General features: G+C 63.4%; 22 protein-coding genes. 16 read left to right on the plus strand and 6 right to left on the minus strand.

Annotated elements, in window-relative coordinates; genetic code table 11:
* The first annotated feature begins 18 nt into the window (after nucleotides 1-18).
* The 7 genes from OOJ09_RS08895 (at nucleotide 19) to OOJ09_RS08925 (ending at nucleotide 6,616) form a co-directional block, all read left to right on the plus strand.
* A complete protein-coding gene (locus tag OOJ09_RS08895) occupies nucleotides 19-714 on the plus strand; it encodes an aspartate/glutamate racemase family protein (protein WP_269904825.1) in 696 nt (231 codons plus the stop codon).
* Between the two features lie 98 nt (nucleotides 715-812).
* Complete coding sequence (locus OOJ09_RS08900; RefSeq protein ID WP_269904826.1) at nucleotides 813-1,208, plus strand: DUF4345 family protein; 396 nt, start codon at nucleotides 813-815, stop codon at nucleotides 1,206-1,208.
* A gap of 246 nt (nucleotides 1,209-1,454) precedes the next feature.
* Nucleotides 1,455-2,015: a F0F1 ATP synthase subunit delta gene (locus tag OOJ09_RS08905; protein WP_269904827.1), complete on the plus strand. Its 561-nt coding sequence runs from the start codon at nucleotides 1,455-1,457 to the stop codon at nucleotides 2,013-2,015.
* A complete protein-coding gene (atpA, locus tag OOJ09_RS08910) occupies nucleotides 2,015-3,544 on the plus strand; it encodes a F0F1 ATP synthase subunit alpha (RefSeq protein WP_269904828.1) in 1,530 nt (509 codons plus the stop codon). The genes OOJ09_RS08905 and atpA overlap by 1 nt, the downstream gene beginning before the upstream one ends.
* Before the next feature lie 32 nt (nucleotides 3,545-3,576).
* Complete coding sequence (locus OOJ09_RS08915) at nucleotides 3,577-4,461, plus strand: F0F1 ATP synthase subunit gamma (RefSeq protein WP_269904829.1); 885 nt, start codon at nucleotides 3,577-3,579, stop codon at nucleotides 4,459-4,461.
* A 70-nt stretch (nucleotides 4,462-4,531) separates the two neighbouring features.
* Complete coding sequence (atpD, locus tag OOJ09_RS08920; protein ID WP_269904830.1) at nucleotides 4,532-6,097, plus strand: F0F1 ATP synthase subunit beta; 1,566 nt, start codon at nucleotides 4,532-4,534, stop codon at nucleotides 6,095-6,097.
* 111 nt (nucleotides 6,098-6,208) lie between these two features.
* Nucleotides 6,209-6,616, plus strand: coding sequence for a F0F1 ATP synthase subunit epsilon (locus tag OOJ09_RS08925; RefSeq protein ID WP_010912151.1), 408 nt, complete (start codon nucleotides 6,209-6,211; stop codon nucleotides 6,614-6,616).
* Between the two features lie 49 nt (nucleotides 6,617-6,665).
* Here OOJ09_RS08925 and OOJ09_RS08930 read toward each other — a convergent pair whose 3' ends face one another.
* The gene (locus tag OOJ09_RS08930) at nucleotides 6,666-8,207 is read right to left on the minus strand and encodes a mannitol dehydrogenase family protein (RefSeq protein ID WP_269904831.1); all 1,542 of its coding nucleotides are present in this window, start codon (nucleotides 8,205-8,207) and stop codon (nucleotides 6,666-6,668) included.
* A 176-nt stretch (nucleotides 8,208-8,383) separates the two neighbouring features.
* Here OOJ09_RS08930 and uxaC point away from each other — a divergent pair, with 176 nt between their 5' ends.
* A complete protein-coding gene (gene uxaC, locus OOJ09_RS08935) occupies nucleotides 8,384-9,793 on the plus strand; it encodes a glucuronate isomerase (protein ID WP_269904832.1) in 1,410 nt (469 codons plus the stop codon).
* Between the two features lie 47 nt (nucleotides 9,794-9,840).
* Nucleotides 9,841-10,179 (plus strand): cupin domain-containing protein, encoded by a 339-nt coding sequence (locus OOJ09_RS08940; RefSeq protein WP_269904833.1) that lies wholly within the window; start codon nucleotides 9,841-9,843, stop codon nucleotides 10,177-10,179.
* Nucleotides 10,180-10,348: 169 nt separating this feature from the next.
* Here OOJ09_RS08940 and OOJ09_RS08945 read toward each other — a convergent pair whose 3' ends face one another.
* Both OOJ09_RS08945 and OOJ09_RS08950 read right to left on the minus strand, forming a co-directional pair.
* Nucleotides 10,349-11,365: a glycosyltransferase family 9 protein gene (locus tag OOJ09_RS08945; RefSeq protein ID WP_269904834.1), complete on the minus strand. Its 1,017-nt coding sequence runs from the start codon at nucleotides 11,363-11,365 to the stop codon at nucleotides 10,349-10,351.
* A gap of 171 nt (nucleotides 11,366-11,536) precedes the next feature.
* The gene (locus OOJ09_RS08950; RefSeq protein WP_269904835.1) at nucleotides 11,537-12,958 is read right to left on the minus strand and encodes a coniferyl aldehyde dehydrogenase; all 1,422 of its coding nucleotides are present in this window, start codon (nucleotides 12,956-12,958) and stop codon (nucleotides 11,537-11,539) included.
* Between the two features lie 277 nt (nucleotides 12,959-13,235).
* On the opposite strand from OOJ09_RS08950, the gene recQ reads away from it, so the two are divergent.
* From recQ to OOJ09_RS08965, 3 genes are all read left to right on the plus strand, one after another.
* Complete coding sequence (recQ, locus tag OOJ09_RS08955) at nucleotides 13,236-15,086, plus strand: DNA helicase RecQ (RefSeq protein WP_269904836.1); 1,851 nt, start codon at nucleotides 13,236-13,238, stop codon at nucleotides 15,084-15,086.
* A 248-nt stretch (nucleotides 15,087-15,334) separates the two neighbouring features.
* On the plus strand, nucleotides 15,335-16,726 hold the full coding sequence (locus OOJ09_RS08960) for a sensor histidine kinase (RefSeq protein WP_420107499.1): 1,392 nt from the start codon (nucleotides 15,335-15,337) through the stop codon (nucleotides 16,724-16,726).
* On the plus strand, nucleotides 16,723-17,370 hold the full coding sequence (locus OOJ09_RS08965) for a response regulator (protein ID WP_269904837.1): 648 nt from the start codon (nucleotides 16,723-16,725) through the stop codon (nucleotides 17,368-17,370). The genes OOJ09_RS08960 and OOJ09_RS08965 overlap by 4 nt, the downstream gene beginning before the upstream one ends.
* 126 nt (nucleotides 17,371-17,496) lie before the next feature.
* Here the strand turns inward: OOJ09_RS08965 and OOJ09_RS08970 are convergent, their stop codons facing one another.
* The 3 genes from OOJ09_RS08970 to OOJ09_RS08980 form a co-directional block, all read right to left on the minus strand.
* Nucleotides 17,497-17,976, minus strand: a complete 480-nt coding sequence (locus OOJ09_RS08970; RefSeq protein ID WP_269904838.1) for a hypothetical protein — start codon at nucleotides 17,974-17,976, stop codon at nucleotides 17,497-17,499.
* 18 nt (nucleotides 17,977-17,994) lie between these two features.
* Nucleotides 17,995-18,336, minus strand: coding sequence for a hypothetical protein (locus tag OOJ09_RS08975; RefSeq protein WP_269904839.1), 342 nt, complete (start codon nucleotides 18,334-18,336; stop codon nucleotides 17,995-17,997).
* 270 nt (nucleotides 18,337-18,606) lie between these two features.
* On the minus strand, nucleotides 18,607-18,804 hold the full coding sequence (locus OOJ09_RS08980; RefSeq protein WP_269904840.1) for a hypothetical protein: 198 nt from the start codon (nucleotides 18,802-18,804) through the stop codon (nucleotides 18,607-18,609).
* A 308-nt stretch (nucleotides 18,805-19,112) separates the two neighbouring features.
* Here OOJ09_RS08980 and OOJ09_RS08985 point away from each other — a divergent pair, with 308 nt between their 5' ends.
* The 4 genes from OOJ09_RS08985 to OOJ09_RS09000 all read left to right on the plus strand — a co-directional run.
* Nucleotides 19,113-19,346, plus strand: a complete 234-nt coding sequence (locus OOJ09_RS08985) for a hypothetical protein (RefSeq protein ID WP_269904841.1) — start codon at nucleotides 19,113-19,115, stop codon at nucleotides 19,344-19,346.
* A gap of 521 nt (nucleotides 19,347-19,867) precedes the next feature.
* Nucleotides 19,868-23,365, plus strand: coding sequence for a type I restriction-modification system endonuclease (hsdR, locus tag OOJ09_RS08990; protein WP_269904842.1), 3,498 nt, complete (start codon nucleotides 19,868-19,870; stop codon nucleotides 23,363-23,365).
* Nucleotides 23,365-23,955 carry a hypothetical protein gene (locus tag OOJ09_RS08995; RefSeq protein ID WP_269904843.1) on the plus strand — a complete coding sequence of 197 codons (591 nt, stop codon included), beginning with the start codon at nucleotides 23,365-23,367 and terminating at the stop codon, nucleotides 23,953-23,955. Before hsdR ends, OOJ09_RS08995 begins: the two co-directional genes overlap by 1 nt.
* Nucleotides 23,952-24,298: type I restriction-modification system subunit M N-terminal domain-containing protein (locus OOJ09_RS09000; RefSeq protein ID WP_269904844.1), on the plus strand; the 347-nt coding region annotated here is incomplete at its 3' end. The genes OOJ09_RS08995 and OOJ09_RS09000, both read left to right, overlap by 4 nt.

Here is a 24,298-nt window from a genome sequence, read left to right on the forward strand (position 1 = left end):
CGAGAGATGGAAGATCACATGAAAACCCTTGGCCTTCTGGGCGGCATGAGTTGGGAATCGACGGCCATCTATTACCGCCTGTTCAACGAGATGGTGCGCGAGCGCCTGGGCGGATTGCATTCGGCGAAACTGCTGCTGTGGTCGTTCGACTTCGCCGAGATCGCCGAGCGCCAACATCACGGCGACTGGGACGGCGCCGGCGTGCTGCTCGTCGAAGCGGCGCGCAAGCTCGAGGCGGGCGGCGCGGAAGGCCTGCTTCTGTGCACCAACACCATGCACAGGCTGGCCGATCAGGTGCAGGCGTCCGTATCGATCCCGCTGATCCACATCGCCGATGCCACCGCGGTGGCGGTCAAGCGCGCCGGCATGCAGCGCCCGGCGCTGCTGGCGACGTGCTTCACCATGGAGCAGGATTTCTACAAGGGCCGGCTCGCCGACAAACATGGCCTGCGGCCCGTCGTGCCCGATGCGGCCGGGCGCGACATGGTGCATCGCGTCATCTACGAGGAACTGTGCCAGGGCGTCGTCGCCGAAGCCTCCAAGGCGGCCTATATCGCCGAGACCGAACGCCTGCGGCGCGAGGAGGCCGCCGACAGCGTCATCATGGGCTGCACCGAGATCACCATGCTCATCGGCCAGCAGGACTTCGACATCCCGGTCTTCGACACGACGCGCATCCATGTCGAAGCGGCGGTCGAGTTCGCGCTTGGCTGACCGGCTTTCGCTCGAAAATCGCCGACGCCTATCTGGCGCATGTCTGCGCCTTGGCTAGAATGCCCGGAATTTCAAAGCAGGCATTTCGAGGGGACAAGATGGATTTTGCGTTTCCATGGCCGACGAGCCAGGGCGAATGGCTGGCCTGGTCGAGCGCGGTCGTCACCACGCTGCTCGGCCTTCTGTTCTTTCTGGCGCCTGCCCTGGCCTTTCGTGTCCTGCGTTTGCAGGTCAAGCCCGAGAAGGCGGCGGCGATCGCCGAAGGGCGCGGCAGAATGTCGGGCTTCTATCTCGGCGTCGGCCTGTGCTGCATCCTGCTTGCGCAGCCGCTGATCTACATGACGCTTGGCTTCTCCTGGCTGTTCACCGCCTTCGGCCGGCTGCTGTCGATGATGTCGGACAGCGCCAACACGCCTTTCAACTGGGCCTCCATTGTGGTGGAATTGGCGCTGGCGGCGTTGCCGCTCGCCTTCGCCTTCGGCTTTGTGCCTTGAATCCTTAGCTATTCCGGGGCGCGAGACGGGTGACTTTCGCCAGATGCGACAATAGTGCCTGAAAACCATGCGGAACGACGCATTGCGGTCTTAAAATGCCTGTGCTAGACGGCAATCGACTTTCGGCCGGGGATAGCGGAAGCCGCGCCTCCGTGCTCGAAAAAATGCAGTAAGGTCAAAGATTTAGCCAGAGTTTTTGCTCGCGCCAACAATCTGCGGCCTGTCAGACAAGAGAAAAGACGGTCCGTGGCCCAATCGTCATCGCCAATCTCAGGTGTCGCAGAACGCTATGCGGGTTCGCTGTTCGAACTCGCGCTGCAGGCAAATTCCGTCGCCAAGGTCGAGGCCGACCTCAACAGTTTCGAAGCGATGCTCGCGGGCAGCGCCGATCTTACCCGGCTGATCAACAGCCCGGTGTTTTCCAGCGAGGACCAGGCCAAGGCTATCGCGGCGATCGCCGACAAGGCCAAGATCACCGGCCTCACCGGCAATTTCCTGCGCGTCGTCGCCAGGAACCGCCGGCTGTTCGCCATTCCCGGCATGATCAAGGCATTCCGCCAGATCGCAGCCGAACATCGTGGCGAGACCGCTGCCGAAGTGACGTCGGCTCATGAGCTGACCGCCGCCCAGCAGACCGAACTCAAGGCGGCGCTGAAGAGCGTTGCCGGCAAGGACGTGGCCATCTCCGTCACCGTCGATCCGTCGTTGCTCGGCGGGCTGGTGGTCAAGATGGGCTCGCGCCAGATCGATACGTCGCTCAAAACCAAACTCAATTCGCTCAAGCTTGCACTGAAAGAGGTCGGCTGATGGACATCCGCGCCGCGGAAATTTCCGCAATTCTGAAAGACCAGATCAAGAATTTCGGCAAGGAGGCCGAGGTCTCCGAAGTCGGACAGGTGCTGTCCGTCGGTGACGGTATCGCCCGCGTCTATGGCCTCGACAACGTCCAGGCCGGCGAGATGGTCGAATTCCCGGGCGGCATTCGCGGCATGGCGCTCAACCTCGAAGCCGACAATGTCGGCGTCGTTATCTTCGGCGCCGACCGCGACATCAAGGAAGGCGACATCGTCAAGCGCACCGGCGCCATCGTCGACGTTCCCGTCGGCCCCGGCCTGCTCGGCCGCGTCGTCGACGCGCTCGGCAACCCGATCGACGGCAAAGGCCCGATCAAGGCAGTCGAGCGCAAGCGCGTCGACGTCAAGGCCCCCGGCATCATCCCGCGCAAGTCGGTGCACGAGCCGATGTCGACCGGCCTCAAGGCCATCGATGCGCTGATCCCGGTCGGTCGCGGCCAGCGCGAGCTGGTCATCGGCGACCGTCAGACTGGCAAGACCGCCATCATCCTCGACACTATGCTCAACCAGAAGTCGGTGCACGACAACGGCCCCGAGAAGGAAAAGCTCTACTGCGTCTACGTTGCCGTGGGCCAGAAGCGCTCGACCGTCGCGCAGTTCGTCAAGGTGCTGGAAGAGCGCGGCGCGCTCGAATATTCGATCATCATCGCCGCCACCGCTTCCGACCCGGCGCCGATGCAGTTCCTGGCGCCGTTCGCCGGCTGCACCATGGGCGAGTATTTCCGCGACAACGGCATGCATGCGCTGATCAGCTACGACGATCTGTCGAAGCAGGCCGTCGCCTACCGCCAGATGTCGCTCTTGCTGCGCCGCCCGCCGGGCCGCGAAGCCTATCCGGGCGACGTCTTCTACCTGCATTCGCGCCTGCTCGAGCGCGCCGCCAAGCTCAATGACGACATGGGCGCCGGTTCGCTGACCGCCCTGCCGATCATCGAGACGCAGGCCAACGACGTGTCGGCCTATATCCCGACCAACGTGATCTCGATCACCGACGGCCAGATCTTCCTCGAAACCAACCTGTTCTTCCAGGGTATCCGCCCTGCGGTGAACGTCGGCCTGTCGGTCAGCCGCGTCGGTTCGGCCGCGCAGATCAAGGCGATGAAGCAGGTTGCCGGCTCGATCAAGGGCGAGCTCGCGCAATACCGCGAAATGGCGGCCTTCGCGCAGTTCGGCTCGGATCTCGACGCCGCCACGCAGCGACTGCTCAACCGCGGATCGCGCCTGACGGAACTTCTGAAGCAGCCGCAGTTCTCGCCGCTGAAGACGGAAGAGCAGGTCGCGGTGATCTTCGCCGGCGTCAACGGCTATCTCGACAAGCTGCCGGTTAACCAGGTCGGCAAGTTCGAGCATGGCCTGCTCAGCCATATGCGTGCGGCCGGCAAGGATGTTCTCGAGGCCATTCGCAAGGAAAAGGCGCTGTCGGACGATCTGCGCGCCAAGCTGAAGGCGGAAATCGACGCCTTCGCCAAGACCTTTGCTTGAACGAAGCCGGACGACGGGATCAGGTTTGAAGCATGCCTTCACTAAAAGACCTTCGTAACCGTATCGCCTCGGTCAAGGCGACGCAGAAGATCACCAAGGCGATGCAGATGGTCGCCGCGGCGAAGCTGCGCCGTGCGCAAGAGGCCGCGGAAGCGGCGCGCCCCTATTCGGAGCGCATGGGTTCCGTGCTGGCCAACATCACCCAGGCTATCGGCGGCGGCGGCGATGCCCCGGCGCTGATGACCGGCACCGGCAAGGACGACGTGCACCTGCTCGTCGTCTGCACCGCCGAGCGCGGCCTGTGCGGCGGCTTCAATTCGCAGATCGCCCGCCTTGCCCGCGACCACATCCGCAAGCTTCTGGCCGACGGCAAGCAGGTCAAGATCATCTGCGTCGGCAAGAAGGGTTTCGACATCCTGCGCCGCGACTATGCATCGATGATCCTCGACCGCGTCGACCTGCGCGAGGTCAAGACGCTCGGCTTCGTCAATGCCGATGCCATCGCCAAGAAGGTCATCAACCTCTTCAACGAGGGCGGCTTCGACATCTGCACGCTGTTCTATTCGCAGTTCAAGTCGGTGATCAGCCAGATCCCGACCGCGCAGCAGATCATCCCGGCCGGCATCGCTTCGGCTCCGGCTGCGGTGACGGATGGCGGCAACGCCGTCTACGAATACGAACCGGAGCCGGGCGAAATCCTCTCCGACCTCATCCCGCGCAACATCTCGGTGCAGGTTTTCCGGGCACTGCTCGAAAACGCAGCCGGCGAGATGGGCGCCAAGATGAGCGCCATGGACAATGCGACGCGCAACGCCGGCGAGATGATCAACAAGCTGTCGATCACCTACAACCGCCAGCGGCAGGCGCAGATCACCAAGGAACTGATCGAAATCATTTCGGGCGCCGAGGCGCTCTAGGCGCGGTTCGCGGGTCATCGATCCGCGACCGGACCGCGTGAGAAACAAAGGACGAAAAAGGGTAAAGACGATGGCGAAAGCAGCGACCCCCAAGACGGCGGCCCCCGCGAAGGCGGCAAAGGCTCCGGCAGCAGCAGCGAAGGCGGCTCCGGCCAAGACGGCGGCAGCCCCCGCAAAGGCCGCCGCGGCCAAGACCTCGGCTGTTGCCATCAAGGCGACTGGCGTCGTCGGCAAGGTCCGCCAGGTCATCGGCGCCGTCGTCGACGTGCAGTTCGGCGATCACCTGCCGGCGATCCTGAACGCGCTCGAGACGACCAATGTCGGCAACCGCCTGGTGCTCGAAGTTGCCCAGCATCTGGGTGAAAACACCGTGCGCTGCATCGCCATGGACTCGACCGAAGGTCTGGTGCGTGGCCAGGAAGTGCGCGACACCGGCGCACCGATCACCGTTCCGGTCGGCCCGGGCATGCTCGGCCGCATCATCAACGTCATCGGCGAGCCGGTCGACGAAGAAGGCCCGGTCGACGCGATCGAAATGCGCTCCATCCATCAGCCGGCTCCGAGCTATGTCGAGCAGTCGACGGAAGCCCAGATCCTGATCACCGGCATCAAGGTGCTCGACCTCCTGGCGCCTTACGCCAAGGGCGGCAAGATCGGCCTGTTCGGCGGCGCCGGCGTCGGCAAGACCGTGCTGATCCAGGAACTGATCAACAACATCGCCAAGGCGCATGGCGGCTACTCGGTGTTCGCCGGCGTCGGCGAGCGTACCCGCGAAGGCAACGATCTCTATCACGAGTTCATCGAATCCGGCGTCAACAAGAAGGGCGGCGGCGAAGGCTCCAAGGCGGCACTCGTCTATGGCCAGATGAACGAGCCGCCGGGCGCGCGCGCCCGCGTCGGCCTGACCGGCCTGACGGTCGCGGAATATTTCCGCGACCAGGGCCAGGACGTGCTGTTCTTCGTCGACAACATCTTCCGCTTCACGCAGGCGGGTTCGGAAGTGTCGGCTCTGCTCGGCCGCATCCCGTCGGCCGTGGGCTATCAGCCGACGCTCGCCACCGACATGGGCGCGCTGCAGGAACGCATCACCACCACCACCAAGGGCTCGATCACCTCGGTGCAGGCCATCTACGTGCCGGCCGACGACTTGACCGATCCGGCGCCGGCGACCTCGTTCGCCCACCTTGACGCAACGACGACGCTCAACCGCGCCATCGCCGAGAAGGGCATCTACCCCGCTGTCGATCCGCTGGATTCGACCTCGCGCATGCTCGACCCGCTGGTCGTTGGCGACGAGCACTATGGCGTCGCGCGCCAGGTGCAGTCGATCCTCCAGCGCTACAAGTCGCTGCAGGACATCATCGCGATCCTGGGCATGGACGAGCTGTCGGAAGAGGACAAGCAGACGGTGGCCCGCGCACGCAAGATCGAGCGCTTCCTGTCGCAGCCCTTCTTCGTCGCCGAAGTGTTCACCGGCGCGCCGGGCAAGCTGGTCGACCTCGCCGACACCATCAAGGGCTTCAAGGGCCTCTGCAACGGCGACTACGACCACCTTCCGGAAGCTGCCTTCTACATGGTCGGCGGCATCGAGGAAGCGGTCGAGAAGGCACAGCGCCTGGCGGCCGAAGCAGCTTAATCAAGGGAATAGGGAGTAGTCAGTAGTCAGTAGTGAATGGCAGGCGGGTGACCGGGGCAATTGCCCTTTCTCCCTACTTCCTACCCACTATTCCCTACTCACTAGATCGACATGGCTGAAGCTTTCAAATTCGAACTGGTTTCGCCGGAGCGCCTGCTGGTTTCCGAGCAGGTCGAGTCCGTTGTCATTCCGGGCGCCGAAGGCGAGATGACCGTGATGGCGCATCACGCGCCGGTCATGACCACCATCAAGCCGGGCGTGGTCACGGTGAAGACCGCATCGGGTGGCGAAGAGCGCTATGTCGTGTTCGGCGGTTTCGCCGACATCGTCCCGGCCGGCTGCACGCTGCTGGCGGAATCGGCTGTCGCGGTGAAGGATGTCGATCGTGCCGATCTCGCGCGCCGCATCCAGGAAGCCAAGGAAGACGCCGCCGACGCCAAGGACGACCAGGCCCGCAGCAAGGCGGAACAGTTCCTCAGCCAGCTCACCACGCTGGAAGGCGCCATCCTGCCGGCGTGATTGGATCGCGATAATGGATTGGAAAAGCGGGGCTTGCCCCGCTTTTTGTTTAGCTGCCCAATGCAGCGAAGGCAGCCGCCGGTCCGCCACGGCGCAACTGTTCCAGATGGTTGGCTGTGAGCTCGATCAATCTTTCGCGCCCTGGTTCCCCCTTGGCAAAGCCGGCCAGATCGAACACCGCGGCGGTGGTTTCGGCGGCCGACGGACGGTTGCCACAGATGGCTGTCATCGGCACGTCTAGCGGATCGGTGAAGTGCGCCTCGGGCAAGGATTTGCCGCGCGCTTCGCAGGCCGCGATCCAGGCGGCCACCACCAGCATAAGATGCCTTGGCGCGGCGCTTGCACGCAGGCGCTCGATGGACGACGCGACGATGCGCTGCGGCAGTTTCTGGCTGCCGTCATTGGCGATCTGCGCCGTGCGGTGGGCGAGCGCGGTGTTGGAAAAACGCTCGGCAAGTTCGGCCGTATAGGCTGATGTATCGAGCCCGGCCCCCTCAGGCAGGGTCGGGATGGCTTCGGCCCACAATGCATCAACAAACTGGCGGATCGCCGGATCGGCGAAGGCGCGGTCGACGGTGGCGTGACCGCTGAGCAGGCCGAGATAGGCGATCCCCGAATGCGCGCCGTTGAGCAGCCTGAGCTTCATGTCCTCGAACGGCCTGACGTCTTCGACCATGGTGACGCCGAACCGTTCCCAGGCCGGTCGTCCCGCCGGGAACCGGTCCTCGACCACCCACTGGCAGAACGGTTCGGTCATGACCGGCCAGGCGTCCTCGACACCGAGTTCGACGGCGATCCTTGCCCGGTCGGCGTCGGTGGTCGCCGGCACGATGCGGTCGACCATGCTCGACGGAAAGGCGACCTGGTCGGCGATGTGGCTGGCGAGGCTGGCATTGCCCGATTGGGCAAGCCCGGCATCGCCCTTCGCGCCAAGCCTGGCATCGCCCATTTGGTCGAGCCTGGCATCGCGCATTTCGGCGAATTCGGCCAGCAGCCGGTGCAGCGTGGCGCCGTTGGCCGGCAGGTTGTCGCAGCAGAGCACGGTGAAGGGCGGCGTGCCGGCTTCGCGCCGCCGGGCTAGCGCCTCGGCGAGAAAACCATGCGCGGTCTTCGGCATTTGCGGATTCGCCAGATCATGGACGATATCGGGATGAGCCGTGTCCAGTCCGCCGCCCGCTGCCCTCAGATAGGCCTTTTCGGTGATTGTCAGCGTCACGATGCGGGTGCGCGGATGGATCAGCGCGGCGAGCACCGCGCCCGGGTCTTCCGGCGCCACCAGCATCGAGCCGATCGAGCCGATGACGCGGAGTTTTTCCTCGCCGCTGCTCCTGACCGCCAGCGTGTAGAGTCCATCCTGTGGCGAGAGCGCGTCGCGCGTATCGGCGCTGCGCAGCGAAACGCCGACGATGCCCCAGTCCATGTCCCCCGCCGCCAGGCAGTCGTCGACATAGGCGGCCTGATGGGCGCGGTGGAAGGCGCCGACGCCGAGATGCACGATACCGGGGATGACCTTGCTACGGTCGTATCCGGGGATTGCGATCCCCTTGGGCAACGAGCGCAGGGTGGTTTCGGACAGATGGCTGCTTGTCATCACATCACAGGGCTGAGGGCTTTGGACGGCGTGGCATGGAGACATCCCGGCGCGGCGGATGCAAGCGGCGTAACACCTGTTTCCGCCTGCCGCAAGGATGCCTGTTTCGGAGGCTACGTTGACATCGCCTCTGGCCGAACGTACCGATAACCGATCTGGAAGGAGCCGCTTTTCCCATGGTCGCGCTGACCGATCCGGACCTGCTGTTTCCATCCGAGGCGCATTCGCGCTCGCTTGCCCGCGACCTCTACGCCGGCGTCAAGGACCTGCCGATCGTCAGCCCGCACGGCCACACCGATCCGCGCTGGTATGCGCTCAACGAGCCGTTTCCCGATCCGGCGCAACTGCTCATCGTGCCGGATCACTACATTTTCCGCATGCTGTTCAGCCAGGGCGTGCGCCTCGAGGATCTCGGCATGGCGACGCTGGACGGCGCACCGGTGGAGACCGACGGCCGGGCGATCTGGCGGCGCTTTGCCGAGAACTATTTCCTCTTCCGCGGCACGCCGACCAGGCTTTGGTTCGACCATGTGCTGGCGCATCTGTTCAACATCGAGGAGCCGTTGAACGCCGCGACGGCCGACCGCCATTACGATGCCATCGCGACGCTGCTGCAGTGGGAGAATTTCCGCCCGCGCGCTTTGTTCGAGCGCTTCAACATCGAGGTGATCGCGACGACGGAAGGCGCGCTCGACGATCTCAAATGGCACCAGATGATCCGCGACAGCGGCTGGCAGGGCAGGGTCGTCACCACCTACCGGCCGGATGCCGTCGTCGATCTTGACTTCGAAGGGTTTTCAGCCAATCTCGACCGGCTCGGCGAGATCACCGGCTGCGACACGGGCCGCTGGGCCGGCTATCTCGACGCGCATCGCCAGCGGCGCGCCTTCTTCAAGAGCTTTGGCGCGACCTCGTCCGACCACGGTCATCCGACGGCCGAGACCGCCAATCTTTCGGATGCGGCGGCCGAAGAGCTGTTCAATCGGGTTCGCCATGGTTCGGGCGACGAGCGCGAGAAGCGGCTGTTTCGCGCCCAGATGCTGACCGAGATGGCGAAGATGAGCCGGGATGACGGGCTGGTCCTGCAGATCCATCCCGGTTCCCAGCGCAATCACTCGCGCGCCATCTTCGAGACATTCGGCCGGGACAAGGGTTTCGATATTCCGACCAGGACGGACTATGTCTCGGCGCTCAAGCCGCTGCTCGACTGCGTCGGGCTGGAGCGCGAGCTGACGATCATCCTGTTCACGCTCGACGAGAGCAGCTATGCGCGCGAACTGGCGCCGCTGGCCGGCGTCTACCCGGCGCTGAGGCTCGGCCCGGCATGGTGGTTCCACGACAGCCCGGAAGGCATGCGGCGGTTCCGCGAGATGACCACCGAGACGGCCGGCTTCTACAACACAGTCGGCTTCAATGACGATACCCGTGCCTTTCCGTCGATTCCGGCCCGCCACGACGTGGCGCGCCGCGTCGACTGCGCCTTCCTGGCGCGGCTCGTCGCCGAGCACCGGCTGCGCGAAGACGAAGCGCATGAGCTGGCGCGGGAATTGGCGTATACGCTCGCCAAGAAAGCCTATCGGCTCTGAAATGTGCTGCCGCGGGGTCGGCTGTCTGGCGCGATGAGGAGGGGACGATGACGCAAGCAAGGTTTTTCGCGCATGCCGGCAACGGTGCCTGGTCGGCGACGCCGGACGGCAATCGCCGGCGCGTTCTCTTGCACACCGATGAACTGATGATGGTCGAGTTCGGCTTCGACAAGGGTGGCGTCGGCGCCCTGCATTCGCACCCGCATGTCCAGGCAAGCTATGTCGCCGAAGGCCGGTTTGAGGTGACCATCGACGGCCGGACCGAGATTTTGGAAGCCGGCGGCAGCTTCATCGTGCCGTCCGGTCTGGTGCACGGCGTCAAGGCACTGGAGGCGGGGCGGCTGGTCGACAGTTTCACACCGCACCGGGCCGATTTCCTTGCCTGACGGCCGCCGCCGATGGTGCCACGGGGTCGGTAACGGCATCGTCCGAGCAGGCGATGACAAACCCGCGCCTCCAGAGAGGCGCGGGCAGTTGCCTGGGCGCCCGTGGCGCCGCGGTACTCGAGACATAACCGCAGGATTGGAAACCTGCCGGATCATGGTGAATATAAACTTAACGCGCCGGTGCCGGATGGTCGCGACGGCTGGTGGCGAGCAAGCGATGGGTGGCTTCGAGAATGGCCTCGACCGGCGTGTCGGCGATATTAGCCGATCCGCCGCGCCTCGGCGCCGTCACCACTTCGACCCTGTTCGACAGCGGCCGCCAACGCTCCATGTTGGCGCCGTTGTTGACGATCACCGTTGGGGTCATGACCGCGGCGAACAGGTGCCCAAGACCGCCTTCCATGCCGACATAGGCGGCCGCCATCTCGCCGAGCGCCAGCAGCAGATCGCCGAACGCCTCGACATCGAGCCCAAGGTCCGGACCGACCACGGACAATCGACTTTCCTTGGCGGCAAGGGCCTGCCATTTCGGTCCGTTGCCAGGAGTCACCAGATAGAGCACCCGATAGCCGGCATCGATCAGATTGCCTGATATGGCCGATATCTGGGCCTCGCTCATGAACTTGTTGCTCTTGGCGTTGCCGCCAAGAAGGATGAGCGGACGGTCGTCCGCGCCGCGAAGCTGACGCGCCAGGGCGCGGGCGGCCTGGGGAACGTCCAGCCTGTGGTCGAATGGCAGGTGCCGGCCCGCCAGGCGCTCGATCAGCCGGTGGTAGCGCCAGGCATTGTGTTCGGGCCGCAGCGTCCATCTGGTGCCCAAACGCAACGACAGAAGATGGCCGGCAAAATTGGGCTCGTAGCGCACGCCGCGGCCGACAAGCCGCAGTCTGGTCGCGATCAGGCTGGGCACGCCGGCGCGGAAGTCGACGACCGTCGTTGGCCTGCCAGGCGTCGCGAACTCGGCCAGAATGGCGGAAAGCGGCACAATCGTCCTGAAGTCATCGACGAGGGGAGCGGCATGCCTGCGCAACACGCCCGTGAGCGAGGATTTGCGTATGCTGCCATAAACGATCTGGCTTTGCGGGAAGGCTGTTCTCGCCGCGCGCAACGCCGGTATCCGCAGCAATCCGTCACCAAGCGCGTCATTGCGGGCGTAGAAGATCAGCAGAGGGGCGGTCGAATCCATGGCCAGGTGCGGAATCCGTGGGTCGCTCGACGAAGGCCTGAACATGGATGGCCCCGATCGAAGGCGTTCTGTTCCGATCGTCAAAGCCTGATATTGAAGCCCTCCCGGCAAGTCAAAGACGATCTGCCGCGCCCGCGCCCGGGCCAGGTTTTTCCGACAGACAGGCTTCGGTCAGGTGATTTGCCGCAGCAGGCTGAAAATCCGCTCGAACGTCTTGCCGTAAGGCGGGCGCAGAAGCCCTCCGGCGCTCAAGCGCGACTGCAGGAAAACCGGCTTCTCCTTGCTGAAGGTGCGAAAACCCCATTCGCCGTGATAGGCACCCATGCCGCTGGCGCCAACACCGCCGAAGGGCTGGTTTTCCTGCACCAGATGCAGCATGCAGTCGTTGATGGTGACGCCGCCGGCGACGGTCTCGCGCAGGATGCGCTGGCGGTTGCCGCTGTCGCGCCCGAACCAGTAGAGCGCCAGCGGCCGGTCCGCCCGGTTCACATGGTCTATCGCGTCGTCGAGGGTGGTGTATTCGACAATCGGCAGCACCGGTCCGAAAATCTCCTCGCGCATCAGCCGCAGGTTCGAGCCGGGGTTTTTGACCAGGGTCGGCGGCAACTTCCGGCTGGTGGAGCCGAACTGTTCACGGGCCGGGTTGACCTCGATGACATCGGCGCCGGCATCACGCGCCTCGGCAATCATCTCGCGCAGACGCTGGTGGTGCCGGTCGCTGACGATGGCGGTATAGTCCGGGTTGTCGCGCAAGGTCGGGTAGAGCCGCGCTATCGCGGTTGCGAGCTTCGCGGCGACTGTGCCTGCCTGCCCTTGCGGTACCAGCAGATAGTCCGGCGCGATGCAAGTCTGCCCAGCATTCAACAGCTTGCCATAGGCAATGCTGGATGCCGCCGCATCGAGATCGCAGGACGGATCGAGGATTGCTGGCGACTTGCCGCCGAGTTCGAGCGTGACCGGGGTCAGGTTGGCGGCCGCTGCCATCGCGACCTGCCGGCCGACCGCGGTCGAACCGGTGAACAGCAAATGATCGAACGGCATCGACACGAAGGCCCTTCCCACCTCGGCGTCGCCGGTGATGACGCAGAGCTCATCCGGCGCGAAATGCTCGCCGGCCAGTCGCGCCAGCAGCGCGGAAAAAGCCGGCGTCAGTTCGGACGGCTTGACGAGCACGCGATTGCCGGCGGCGAGTGCCGCGGTGACCGGCGCGACAGCGAGCTGGAAGGGATAGTTCCAGGGCGATACGACCCCGACGACACCGAGCGGCTGCGGGACGAGGCGATTTCTGCCCGGCAGGAATGGCATGGTGGTGGCAACACGACGCTCCCGCATCCAGCCTTTCAGATGGGAAAGCGCGTGGCGGATGCCAGCGCGGACGACGAACAGTTCCGCCAGGCGCGTCTCGTGCACCGACCGGCCGCCAAAATCGGCGCCGATCGCCGCGCAGATGTCAGCCTCATGCCGCTCGGTGAGCGCCAGCAGGCGCTTCAGGCGGTCTTTCCGGACGCCAAGGTCCGGAAAGGGCTGCGCCTCGAAGGCCGCGCGCTGCAACTGGAACCGCTCGCCGAGAGCATCCTGTCTGGTCTGCAGCATCGCCTTCTCCCTGCATTGTCGAGCCAAGCTTACATCGCGACGCGTGAAGGAATCCAGCGGGGTGCAGGTGTCGCAGGGGAAGGCGAGGCTCGCCGAGCAGGCCAGTCAACCGGTCAGCGTCGGCGCTCCCGTGGCCTGGCGCTCCCCGTGCGGGCTTGTTCCTGTTGTGGTCCGATGACGGCTGCGCTACTGCAAGGCGCCACGCGGAGAGTCTCTTGATCGGTTTCCTTGTCCTCTCCAATCCGCCGAAAATCGGTTCCAGCCCGGTGTCCGCCTGATGCAGGCATCCGCGATGAGCGTTGCGGCCGAGGATCCCAAGCTGCGCGTGCTGAAGGACGTGTTCGGCTTCGACGATTTCCGTCCCGGCCAGGCCGACGTCATGGAGGCGCTGCTGGCCGGGCGTCATGTGCTGGCCGTCATGCCGACGGGTGCGGGCAAATCGCTCTGCTACCAGGTTCCGGCGCTGGTTCTGGGCGGGCTCACCATCGTCGTCTCGCCCCTGGTGGCGCTGATGCAGGACCAGGTCGCCGCGCTGCGCCTTGCCGGCGTGGCCGCCGATACGATCAATTCCTCGATCGACCGCGAGGCCAACGTCGCCGCCTGGCGCCGCGTGGCTTCGGGCCAGACGCGCCTGCTCTATCTCGCGCCGGAGCGGCTGATGACCGAACGGATGCTCGAGGCGCTCGCCAGGCTCGACGTCCGCCTGATCGCCGTCGACGAGGCGCATTGCATCTCGCAATGGGGCCCGGCGTTCCGGCGCGAATATGAAGACCTGTCGCGGCTGCGCGACATTTTTCCTGATGTGCCGATCATCGCGCTGACGGCGACAGCGGACGAGAGCACGCGCACCGACATCGAGGCACGGCTGTTCGCCGAGCGCGTCGAAACCCTGGTGCTGGGCTTCGACCGGCCGAACATCAAGCTTGCCATCGAGGCCAAGCAGGACGGCAAACGGCAGCTGCTGCGCTTCATCGAGCGCCATGCCGGTCGCAGCGGCATCGTCTATTGCCTGTCGCGCAAGAAGACCGAGGAGACGGCGGCGTTCCTCGAGAAGAATGGCGTCACCGCGCTCGCCTATCATGCCGGCATGAGCAAGGACGCGCGCGACGCCAACCAGAACAGCTTCATGACCTTGTCCGGCGTCGTCATGGTGGCGACCATCGCCTTCGGCATGGGCATCGACAAGCCTGACGTCGCCTTTGTCTTCCACACCGACATGCCGGGCAGCCTGGAAGCCTACTATCAGGAAATCGGCCGCGCCGGCCGCGACGGGCGGGAGGCCGAGGCACATATGCTGTTCGGTCTTGGCGATATCCGCATGCGGCGGCTGTTCATCGACGACGAGGAGGCGTCGGTTGAGCACAAGAGGCGCTCGCATCGCCGGCTCGACACGCTGATCGGCTATTGCGAGACGGCGCAATGCCGACGCCAGGTGCTGCTTGGCTATTTCGGCGAGGAAGCGCAGCCTTGCGGCAATTGCGACAACTGCCTCGACCAGGCGCCGCGCGCCGATGGCGGCGCGGAGGCGCGGATCATCCTGGCCGCGATCGCGCAGAGCGGCGAACGCTTCGGCGCGGGCCATGTCATCGACATCCTGCTCGGCCATGAAACCGAGAAGGTGCTGGCCAGGAGCCATCACAGGCTGGCCAGCTTCGGGGCCGGTGTGGCACACAAGAGGGATTTCTGGCTGTCGCTGATCCGGCAGCTCGTCGCTGGTGGGTTTCTGATGCCGGATCCGGCCGGTCATGGCGGCCTCGCCGTCGCGGAAAACGGCCATGCGCTCGGCCGTGGCGAGGTCCCGTTCCACTATCGCGTCGAGATGCGCAGCCGGGCCTCGCGCGGCAAGATGCGTTCCGCCCAGGGTTCTGCTGCCGACACTGAAGGCCTGGATGCTTCGCTGCTGGCCACGCTCAAGGCGCTGCGCCTGCGTCTGGCCAAGGAGCGCCAGGTGCCGGCCTATGTGGTGTTCTCCGATCGCACGCTGATCGACATGGCCGAACGCTGCCCGCGCGACCTCGACGCCTTCGCCGAAGTGAACGGCGTCGGCGCCGCCAAGCTCAAGGAGTTCGGGCAGGTTTTTCTGAGCGCAATCGCGGCGCACCGGCACCAGTCCGCTGGATCGGCCTGAAAGGCGACCGCGCAGCAGCGGCGTCGACCGAGCCATGGTTGGCTGTGGCGAAACGTCGCCTAGGTCGCAGTTCTATTCACGTCCCACCGTGGAGCGCCCATAATCACTTCCACACCATGACAAGCCTCGAATTCCCGGCCCGACCGCTCGACCGCCATAGCCGGGCTAAAGTCCTGCCCAAGGCAAGACCGAAGCCCGATGTCGCAAGCGTTGCATAGTCTCTATGATCGCGGCAGTCAGGATGGATCGTGCGATTGGTTGAGGACTTCATACGGCGCTGGAACAGGCTTTCGCTGGCCTTGCAGTTCCTTGTCGCCGGCGGCGTCGGGCTGCTGGCGGTGATGCTGGTGGTCGGACTGTGGGTGACTTCGCAGATACGGCAAGGCGTCATCCGCAACTCCGCCGCCACCACGGCACTCTATGTCGACAGCGTGATCGCGCCGCTGCTGCCGGACATGCGCAAGAGCCGCGAGCTCAGCGACAGCGTCAAGCAGGCGCTCGACGAAACGCTCGATCAGGGCGCGCTCGGCAAGCGGCTGGCCTCGTTCAAGCTGTGGCGGCGCGACGGCACGGTTCTCTACGCCAAGGACAAGACTTTGATCGGCAAGGTTTTCGAGCCGAACGCCAACCTCGATCACGCTTTCAACGGTAATGTCGTGGCCGAGTTCAACAAACTCGACGACGCCGAAAGCAGAAGGGAAAAGGGCATCGGCGTGCCGCTGCTGGAAATCTACAATCCGGTGCGCGAACCCTGGTCTGGCGATGTCGTCGCCGTCTCCGAATTCTACGAAGTGGCCGAGGATTTCCAGTTGACGCTGAACGCCGCCTTGTGGTCGAGCTGGCTGGTGGTGGCTGGCGCCACGGCGGCGGCACTCGCACTTCTTTCGGGCATCGTCTTTCGCGGCAGCCGCACCATCGAGACGCAGCGAACCGCGCTAGAGGCAAAGGTTGCGGAATTGCAGGCGCTGCTGTCGCAGAACTCGACGCTGCGCCAGCGCGTCCAGCGTGCCTCGCGCCGCGCCACCGCCATCAACGAGCGATATCTCAGGCGCATCGGCGCTGACCTCCACGACGGGCCGGCCCAGTTGGTGGCGCTGGCGGCGCTCCGGATGGACAGCCCGCTGCTGCTGGACCCCGACGCCTCGGCCGAACAGCGCCAAGCCGAGGTGGCCGGCATCCACAAGACGCTCAGTGAGGCGATGCGCGAGATCCGCGGCATCTGCAACGGGCTGGTGCTGCCGCAGATCGAAACGGCCGCGGTGGCCGACATCCTGCGGCTGGCGGTGGCCGAGCACGAAAGGCGCACGGCGAGTTCGGTATCGCTGGCGCTGCCCACGCAGTTGCCGGAACTTGGCGCTTCCGAGAAGATCAGCATCTATCGTTTCGTCCAGGAAGGTTTGAACAACGCCTGGCGCCATGGACAAGGCAAGGACCAGGCGGTCAAGGCGGGGACGAAAGCCGGCAAGCTTTTCGTTACAGTGTCGGACGGTGGCCCCGGGTTCGATCCGGCAAGGAGCGAGGGCCTGGGGCTCGCCGGCCTAAGGGAGCGCATAGAGAGCATCGGCGGCCGTTTCGAAACCGCGTCCGGCCCGAAAGGCACGCGCCTGATGATCACATTGTCCGTCGAGGAGCAGCCGTGACCGGTATCATCCAGATTGCCATTGTCGATGATCATCCACTGTTTCGCGAGGGGGTTGCGCGCAGCCTTGCCGAGATCGGCGGCTTCGAAGTGGTTGGCGAAGGCGCGGACGCCGAGGACGCCGAGCGACTGGTCGCGGCCAAGCATCCCGACATACTGCTGCTGGACATCAGCATGCCGGGCGGCGGACTTGCCGCGGCGGCGAGCATCCTGGCCCGGCATTCCGGCCAGAAGATCGTTATGCTGACGGTATCGGAGACCAATGCTGACGTTACCCAGGCGCTCAATGCCGGCGTGCGCGGCTATGTGCTGAAAGGCGTCGGCTCCAAGATGCTGGCCGAAATCCTGCATGACGTGTTTGCCGGCGAAAGCTATGTCTCGCCAACGCTGTCGGCGAGACTGCTGTCGGACCTGCTACAGCCAGCCAACCGCAGGGCCGATCCTTTGGGCCTGCTTACCGACCGCGAGGCCGAGATCCTGCGGTTGGTGGCGGAGGGCCTGAGCAACAAGGAGGTTGCCGGGCGGCTCGCGCTGCAAGAAAAGACCGTCAAGCATCACATGACGCGGGTCCTGTCGAAGCTCAATGTGCGCAACCGCACCGAGGCCGCGCTGCTGATGCGCGAGGCGAAGGACCGCACCGGCTGAGGGCGGGTGCCGAGCCCTGGCGGCAATCCGTACCGACGCAGAAACTCACCCCCGCCCGAAGGCGAGGGTGAGGTGAGAAGCGAGTGTTGCCTTACTAAACTCCCCCGCTCTCACAACCCTTGGCCCTCACAACCTTTTCAGGCGGGCCAAATCGGTGCCAGTCGCCGCGCGCTCGACGATTGTGCGGCCAAGCGCATCCTTCATCACGAAGCGGCCGTTTTCGATCTTTTCCCGGAGGCCATCGGGGTGGACAACCTGGATGGTGCTGCCGTGAATACTAACCTTGTCGCCTGTCTCGGGATTCACGTGGCTGTTGCCGGGACCTGTACCACCGCCGCTGTTGCCGCCGCTGCCGCTGCCGCTGCCGCTGTTGTTGCTACCGCTACCCCCGCTGCCGCTGTTGCTGCCGCCGCTCCCGCTCCCGCCGCTGTTGCTGCCGCCGCTGCCGCCTTCACTCTCGCCGCCATCATCCTCGGCGCGGACATCGGCAGGAACGACCTTGGCGGTACCGTCAAACGTCACCTGATAGGGTGCCACGGTAAGTACGAGCGCCGTCGTGGCCCGCAGAACGAACCAGCAAATTCGGGTCAACGACGGCGCTCTCATATCTACAGTCCAGCCATGCTAGGGCGTGGTCACCGGCGGTGGGGTGTCGTCGTCGCTGGCATCGGTACCATTGTCGTCGCCAGCGTCATGGCCTGCGCCGTCATCGCCGCCATCATGGCCTGCGCCGTCGTCGCCGCCATCATGGCCTTCGCCGGAGTGGCCACCCTCGCCGCCGCCACCGCCGCCGCCACCCTCGCCACCGCCACCGCCGCCTTCGCTCTCGGCGTAGGCGCTGGCGGAGGCTACCTTTGCGACGCCGGCGCCGTCAAAGGTGAGATGATAGGGCGCGATGGTCAGCGCGAGCGCCGCGGAAGCCCGCAGGGCGAGCCAGCAAATCCGGGTTAAAGGTAGTTTGCGCATCTTGATCCTCCTTATGCCGGTCTTTGGGAGGTTCTGCTTGGAAAAACGAACCCGAACCGGCGTTGTTGACAAGAGGAGCATTCACCGGAACGGAGCCCGGCGATAGCGGCCCAAGACTCATGCCTCGCCTGGTAGGACTTTTTCGCCGCCGGCATCCGACTTAAGTCCGCCGTCCCCAACCGGCTCCGCGCGCTGATCCGCTCAATCGCGTCAGCGCTCAGGCCGTCCTTGCGCATGAGGTCGGTATCAATGAGACCCGGCCAGCTGGCATCAGTCGGGCTTCTTGGTTGAAGGTCCAGTAAAGATGCCGCGGAGCCTGGGAAGATACAGGACTACAACCGAGGCCGTCAGGACCAGCAGGAGGAAAACCACGAACTGCATGATGGTGTAGCCGATCTGATCGCGCGGCAGGAACCAACCGGCCACGACACCGGCGCCAGCCAGGAGAATGCGAATGAGCCAACTCACAATGAAGAATCCGATGGTTGAACACCGCCAGCATATCGGGCTCTGCCCGCCGGACTTTGCTTTGGATCAAGTGCCTGTGATGGCAGCGGCCCGGTGCGCGGAAGAACGAGCGGTCGCGTGACGAATGACTGGCGGTTCGGCAATTCAGGGCAGTCCTCGCGACACGCCTGCATGCTTACGGGCGAAGATCCAGCCTGCTGACGTAGTGTCGGGAAGGCAGAAACACGTTGCATACTGATGCCTCCACGGGTGTCTTAGTTTGTTCATCGGGCTGACCTACAAAGATGGCGTCAACAATGGGGTGTGCCATGCAAGTCGATGCGTCCGAACTCGATCAACTTCAAAGCGACTACAAGGCCGCGGTCGAGGAATGGATAGCGGCGATCAAACAGGAAGAGGATCTGGCCTCGGTCAACCATTCCGTTGCCGAGGTCGACAAATGGGAAGCGGCGCATTTCGCCGAGGACAAGGTGCGGGGTAAGGTTCTGAATTTGAAGAGAAAATATGAAGACGCGTTGCGCAAGGAATTCTTCGGCTTCTGAATGTCGATGCGTTCGATCTCTCCTTGAGTTTGCAGCAATGCATTCTCGTCCCGGTCGCGGATCCGTCGGTTCTGTCTTGTGAGACCCGCTCCGACGACAGCGAGCACCGAGTGGTCCTCAACCTGTTTGATGCCGACGGACTGGCCGGCAAGACGAGGCTGAGATTGATCGTCTTGCGGTCGAAACAGATGCAGCCGCATGTGATGACGGTGACGGCGTTGTCATATCTGGTTGGCTGGCCCGATGGACTATGATCTGGGAAATTCCAAGCAGCCAGTCGTGGCGGAACGACACAAACAAGATGAGGCGGCAGAAGGATCGAGGACACCGCTCGGCTCGCGCTGGTAGCCCCGGCACCCGCCCGCCCGGTTCATCGGCAGGCGGGGGTGGGGGTCATTTGCGGGGCCCCTAATCCATGCGCGCGGGCAAAGAGGCCTGCTCGGCTACAGACAAGATTAGATGAAATCTAACTTCTTTTGTGAAAGGGTGTAAGCAAAGCAAGGCTCAGCCTTGGAGGGGGAATGCAGTCGGCCAATTTTGGCTTTCTTGCCGCTCATGATGAGCGGCTGGTGGCACTCGGCGGGTTTGCGGAGAGATATTTCCGCGACGACCCCTCGACGGCTATCGTCAAACTCCGCCAATTCGCCGAGCATCTGGCCAAGTTGATCGCAGCCCGCCACGCGGCCTACCGCGACGAGCGAGAGACTTTCGAGCAAACGTTGCGACGTCTGTCATATGATCGCATCATTCCAAAGGAAGTTGCGGACCTATTTCACGCACTGCGCAAGACAGGCAACACCGCCGTCCATGAGGCGGAGGGCAACCACGCTCACGCACTGACCTCGCTGAAGTTTGCTCGCTCTCTAGGTGTATGGTTCCACAGAACCTATGGCAGGCAGACCAGCTTCAATCCTGGCCCTTTTGTTTCTCCGCCGGAGCCGGTCGACGCCACATCGCCACTGCTGGAAGAGATCGAGACGCTGCGCCGCAAAGTCGCCGAGGGCGAGAGTGCTGTCGCTGTTGCGCGTCGAGAGGCGGTGGAACAAATCCATGTTCGCGAAACGCTGGAGGGGCGGCTAAAGCGCGAAGCCGAGGAACGGGTGACATGGGAGCAACTTGCTCAACAGAACGAGGCCGAGAAGGCCACGCTCCTCGCGAAACTGGCGAGCCTTGCAGCCGAGCCTCTGGCTGCATCACACTATGGCTTCAGTGAAGCGCCTGCTTCGTGGCAGGCATTCGATTTGGATACTGACGCGGCGAAAGCAGCGATTGCCATTAAGCTTGCCGGTCTTCAGGCTGACGCCGAAGCTGCGCCACGATCTGAAGTTGCCGAACTGATAGCGCGCGGCGAAGATGCCGCCGCGAAGCTTGACCTAGATGAGGCCGAAACGCGCGCCTTAATCGACAGACAGCTTCGGGATCGCGGCTGGGAGGCGGATACAAAGACGTTGCGCCACAGTGGCGGTGTCCGGCCAACCAAGGGCCGCAACATGGCAATTGCGGAGTGGCCAACTGCCAATGGTCCTGCCGACTATGCGCTCTTCGTTGGCACCATGCTGATTGGTGTGGTTGAGGCCAAGCGGCGGCGCAAGAACGTCTCGGCGGCCATAGATCAGGCCGAACGCTATTCGCCGGGGATCACGCCGTCGTCCGATTTCGTGACACCCGGCGGTCCTTGGGGCGAGCATCGCGTGCCGTTCGTGTTCGCTGCCAATGGGCGGTCCTATCTGAAGCAGATCGAAACCGAGAGCGGCATCTGGTTCCGAGATACACGCCGAAGTGCCAATCATCGCCGTGCATTGGTGGACTGGCCGACGCCCGAGGGATTGGCTGGCCAGCTTGAGGTCGATCAGGACGCGGCCACTGCTTCGCTGAAGGCCCAGCCATTCGATTTCGGCTTCCCGCTCCGCCCCTATCAGGAAGGGGCTATCCGGGCGGTTGAAACCGCTCTCTCAGTCGAACAGCGGTCCATGCTGGTAGCGATGGCGACCGGCACCGGCAAGACCAAGCTCGCCATCGCTCTCCTTTATCGTCTGCTGTCGGCCAAGCGCTTTCGTCGCATCTGTTTCGTCGTGGATCGCAGCGCCCTAGGTCACCAGACCGAAGGCGAGTTCTCGACGACCAAGGTTGTGTCGGGCAAAACTTTCGCCGAAATCTTCGGCCTGAAGGGGCTGGAGGACGTGGCGCCTGAACTAGAAACCAAGGTCCACATCTGCACCATCCAAGGGCTTGTTAAGCGGGTGTTGTTTGCAGCGGACACGTCCGAAGCGCCGCCTGTCGATCAGTACGATCTGATGGTGATCGACGAGTGTCATCGCGGCTATCTTCTCGACCGCGAGATGTCGGATGCCGAACTGAGCTTCCGGGGTCAAGACGACTACATCTCCAAATACCGGCGCGTGCTGGAATACTTCGACGCGGTGAAGATCGGCCTGACGGCAACGCCTGCGCTGCACACAACCGACATCTTCGGCGAGCCCATCTTCCGATACTCTTACCGCGAGGCCGTGATCGACGGCTATCTGATCGACCATGAACCGCCGATCCGCATCGAAACGGCGCTGGCGCGGGCAGGGATCAAGTTCGAGAAGGACGAGCAGCTTGACCTTCTGAACACCCAGACCGGCGAGATCGACCTTGCCCACGCGCCCGACGAAATCCGGTTCGAGGTCGATCAATTCAACAAGCAAGTCATTACCCCCGAGTTCAATCGCGTGGTCGCCGAGGAACTTGCGAGACACATTGACCCAGCGCTGCCCGGCAAGACGTTGATCTTCGCCGCCACCGACGCTCATGCCGATATAGTGGTCAACGCCATCAAGAGGGCATTCGCCGAAACCTATGGCGAGATCGACGATGCGGCGGTGAAGAAGATCACCGGCACCGTCGACAAAGTGCAGAGCCTGATCCGCTCATTCCGCAACGACGCCAACCCACAGATTGTGGTCACCGTCGATCTACTTACCACTGGCATCGACGTGCCGAAGATCACCAACCTCGTCTTCTTGCGACGGGTCAACAGCCGCATCCTCTATGAGCAGATGATCGGTCGGGCGACGCGGCAATGTCCAGAGATCGGAAAAGAGGTGTTCCGCATCTTCGACGCCGTGGACCTCTATCCGCACCTGCAGAACCTGACCGACATGAAACCGGTGGCGGTCAATCCATCGATCAGTTTCGAGCAGCTTGTGCGCGAAATGATCGAGGCCAACGATGGTCATCACCGCGACACGATCCGCGAACAACTCGTAGTGAAGCTGCGACGTCGTCTGAAAAAGCTGCCCGACGAAGCACGACAGCGGTTCGAGGCGGTCGCAGGTGAGACGCCGGAGGCGATGCTGCAGCGTCTGCTGGCCGGAGACGCCGTCGCGCTTGCGGCGTGGCTGAAGGACCGCTCCGCTATCGGTCCGATCCTTGACTGGCAGGCAGATGGCGACAACCCACGCTTCGTGCCGATCTCGCACCATGCCGATGAAGTCGTTGCTGTGACGCGCGGATACGGCAACGCTGATAGGCCGGAGGACTTCCTCGACGGCTTTTCTGCATTCGTACGTGACAACATCAACACAATCGCCGCCTTAAAGCTTGTGGTCCAACGTCCGCGTGACCTGACGCGCGCCGATCTAAAGGACCTGCGCCTGGCCCTCGACCGCAAAGGCTACTCAGAGGCCAATCTGCGCCGCGCATGGGCCGATGCGAAAAACGAGGAGATCGCCGCTTCGATCATCGGCTTCGTTCGCCAAGCGGCCATTGGCGACCCGCTGACGCCCTACGGTGACCGCGTCCAAGCCGCAATGCGCCGCATCATGTTGAGCCGCCAATGGACTGATCCGCAGAGACGATGGCTCGCTCGCATAGGTGAACAGGTTGAGAAAGAGATCGTCGTAGATCGTGACGCTATAGACAGAGAGCCATTCATCGCTGACGGAGGGTTCAACCGGCTTAACAAAGTGTTTGGCGGTGAGCTTGAGACCATTCTCGCCGGGATCAACGAACAGCTGTGGACAAGGATCGCGTGATGACCAACCTAGACGAGTTTTTCGACAACGGCTCTGAGGTCGCAGATCAGAAAAACTCTGCGTTTGGAGAGTGGCTGCAAGCCGAGATGACGAAAAAGGGGCTGAAAATATCAGACCTCGTTGAAAGGACTGGTATCACATACACCGGCATCTGGAACATCGTGAAAGGCAATACGGTTTCACCGCGAGATGAGACCCGCAAGAAACTTGCCGATGCACTGAACGAGGTCGTTCCAAGTGCGGTCGAGGCCGAAATCGAGAGCCAGTCAACCCCGCTTCCCGGCTTCGAGTGGGTTGACTTCACCCCGTCCGATCTCGAAACAGTCCCCCAAAAAAGTGGGGTTTACGTGTTCTACGACATTACCGACCGTCCTGTGTACGTCGGCAAATCGAGCAAGAACGTGCGCATACGTGTGAAAGATCATCAAACGCGCTTTTGGTTCAAAGCCCCACTCGTAGTCCGAGGCGCCTTCCTGTCGGTCCCGGATCCTGATTTGTGCCTCAAGATCGAGACCATACTAATAAAGTTTCTAGGCAAGCATGCGCTTCTCAACACGAAGGGCGTGGTTAGAGATATGGATGAACAATGACCAGCACCACCGATATCGTCGCCAAGCTCTGGGGGCTGTGCAATGTGTTGCGTGACGATGGCGTCACCTACAACGAGTACGTGACTGAGCTAACCTACCTGCTCTTTCTAAAGATGCTGACCGAGGTGCGAGACCAGAACGGCGCCTTGCGAGAGAACCGTCTACCGGACGGTTACCGTTGGGGGACTCTCGCGAAGAAAGAAGGGATGGAGCAGCTTGATTACTACAAGGCGATGCTGCTGGACCTCGGCAAGGCCACGGACAGTCTCGTTCGCGCCATTTTCGTCGACGCCCAGACCCGGCTCAGAAAACCGACCAACCTCAAGGCCCTGACATCGAACAT

Origin of the sequence: Mesorhizobium qingshengii (assembly GCF_027563465.1) — a bacterium.
GTDB classification, from domain to species: Bacteria; Pseudomonadota; Alphaproteobacteria; order Rhizobiales; family Rhizobiaceae; genus Mesorhizobium; species Mesorhizobium qingshengii_A.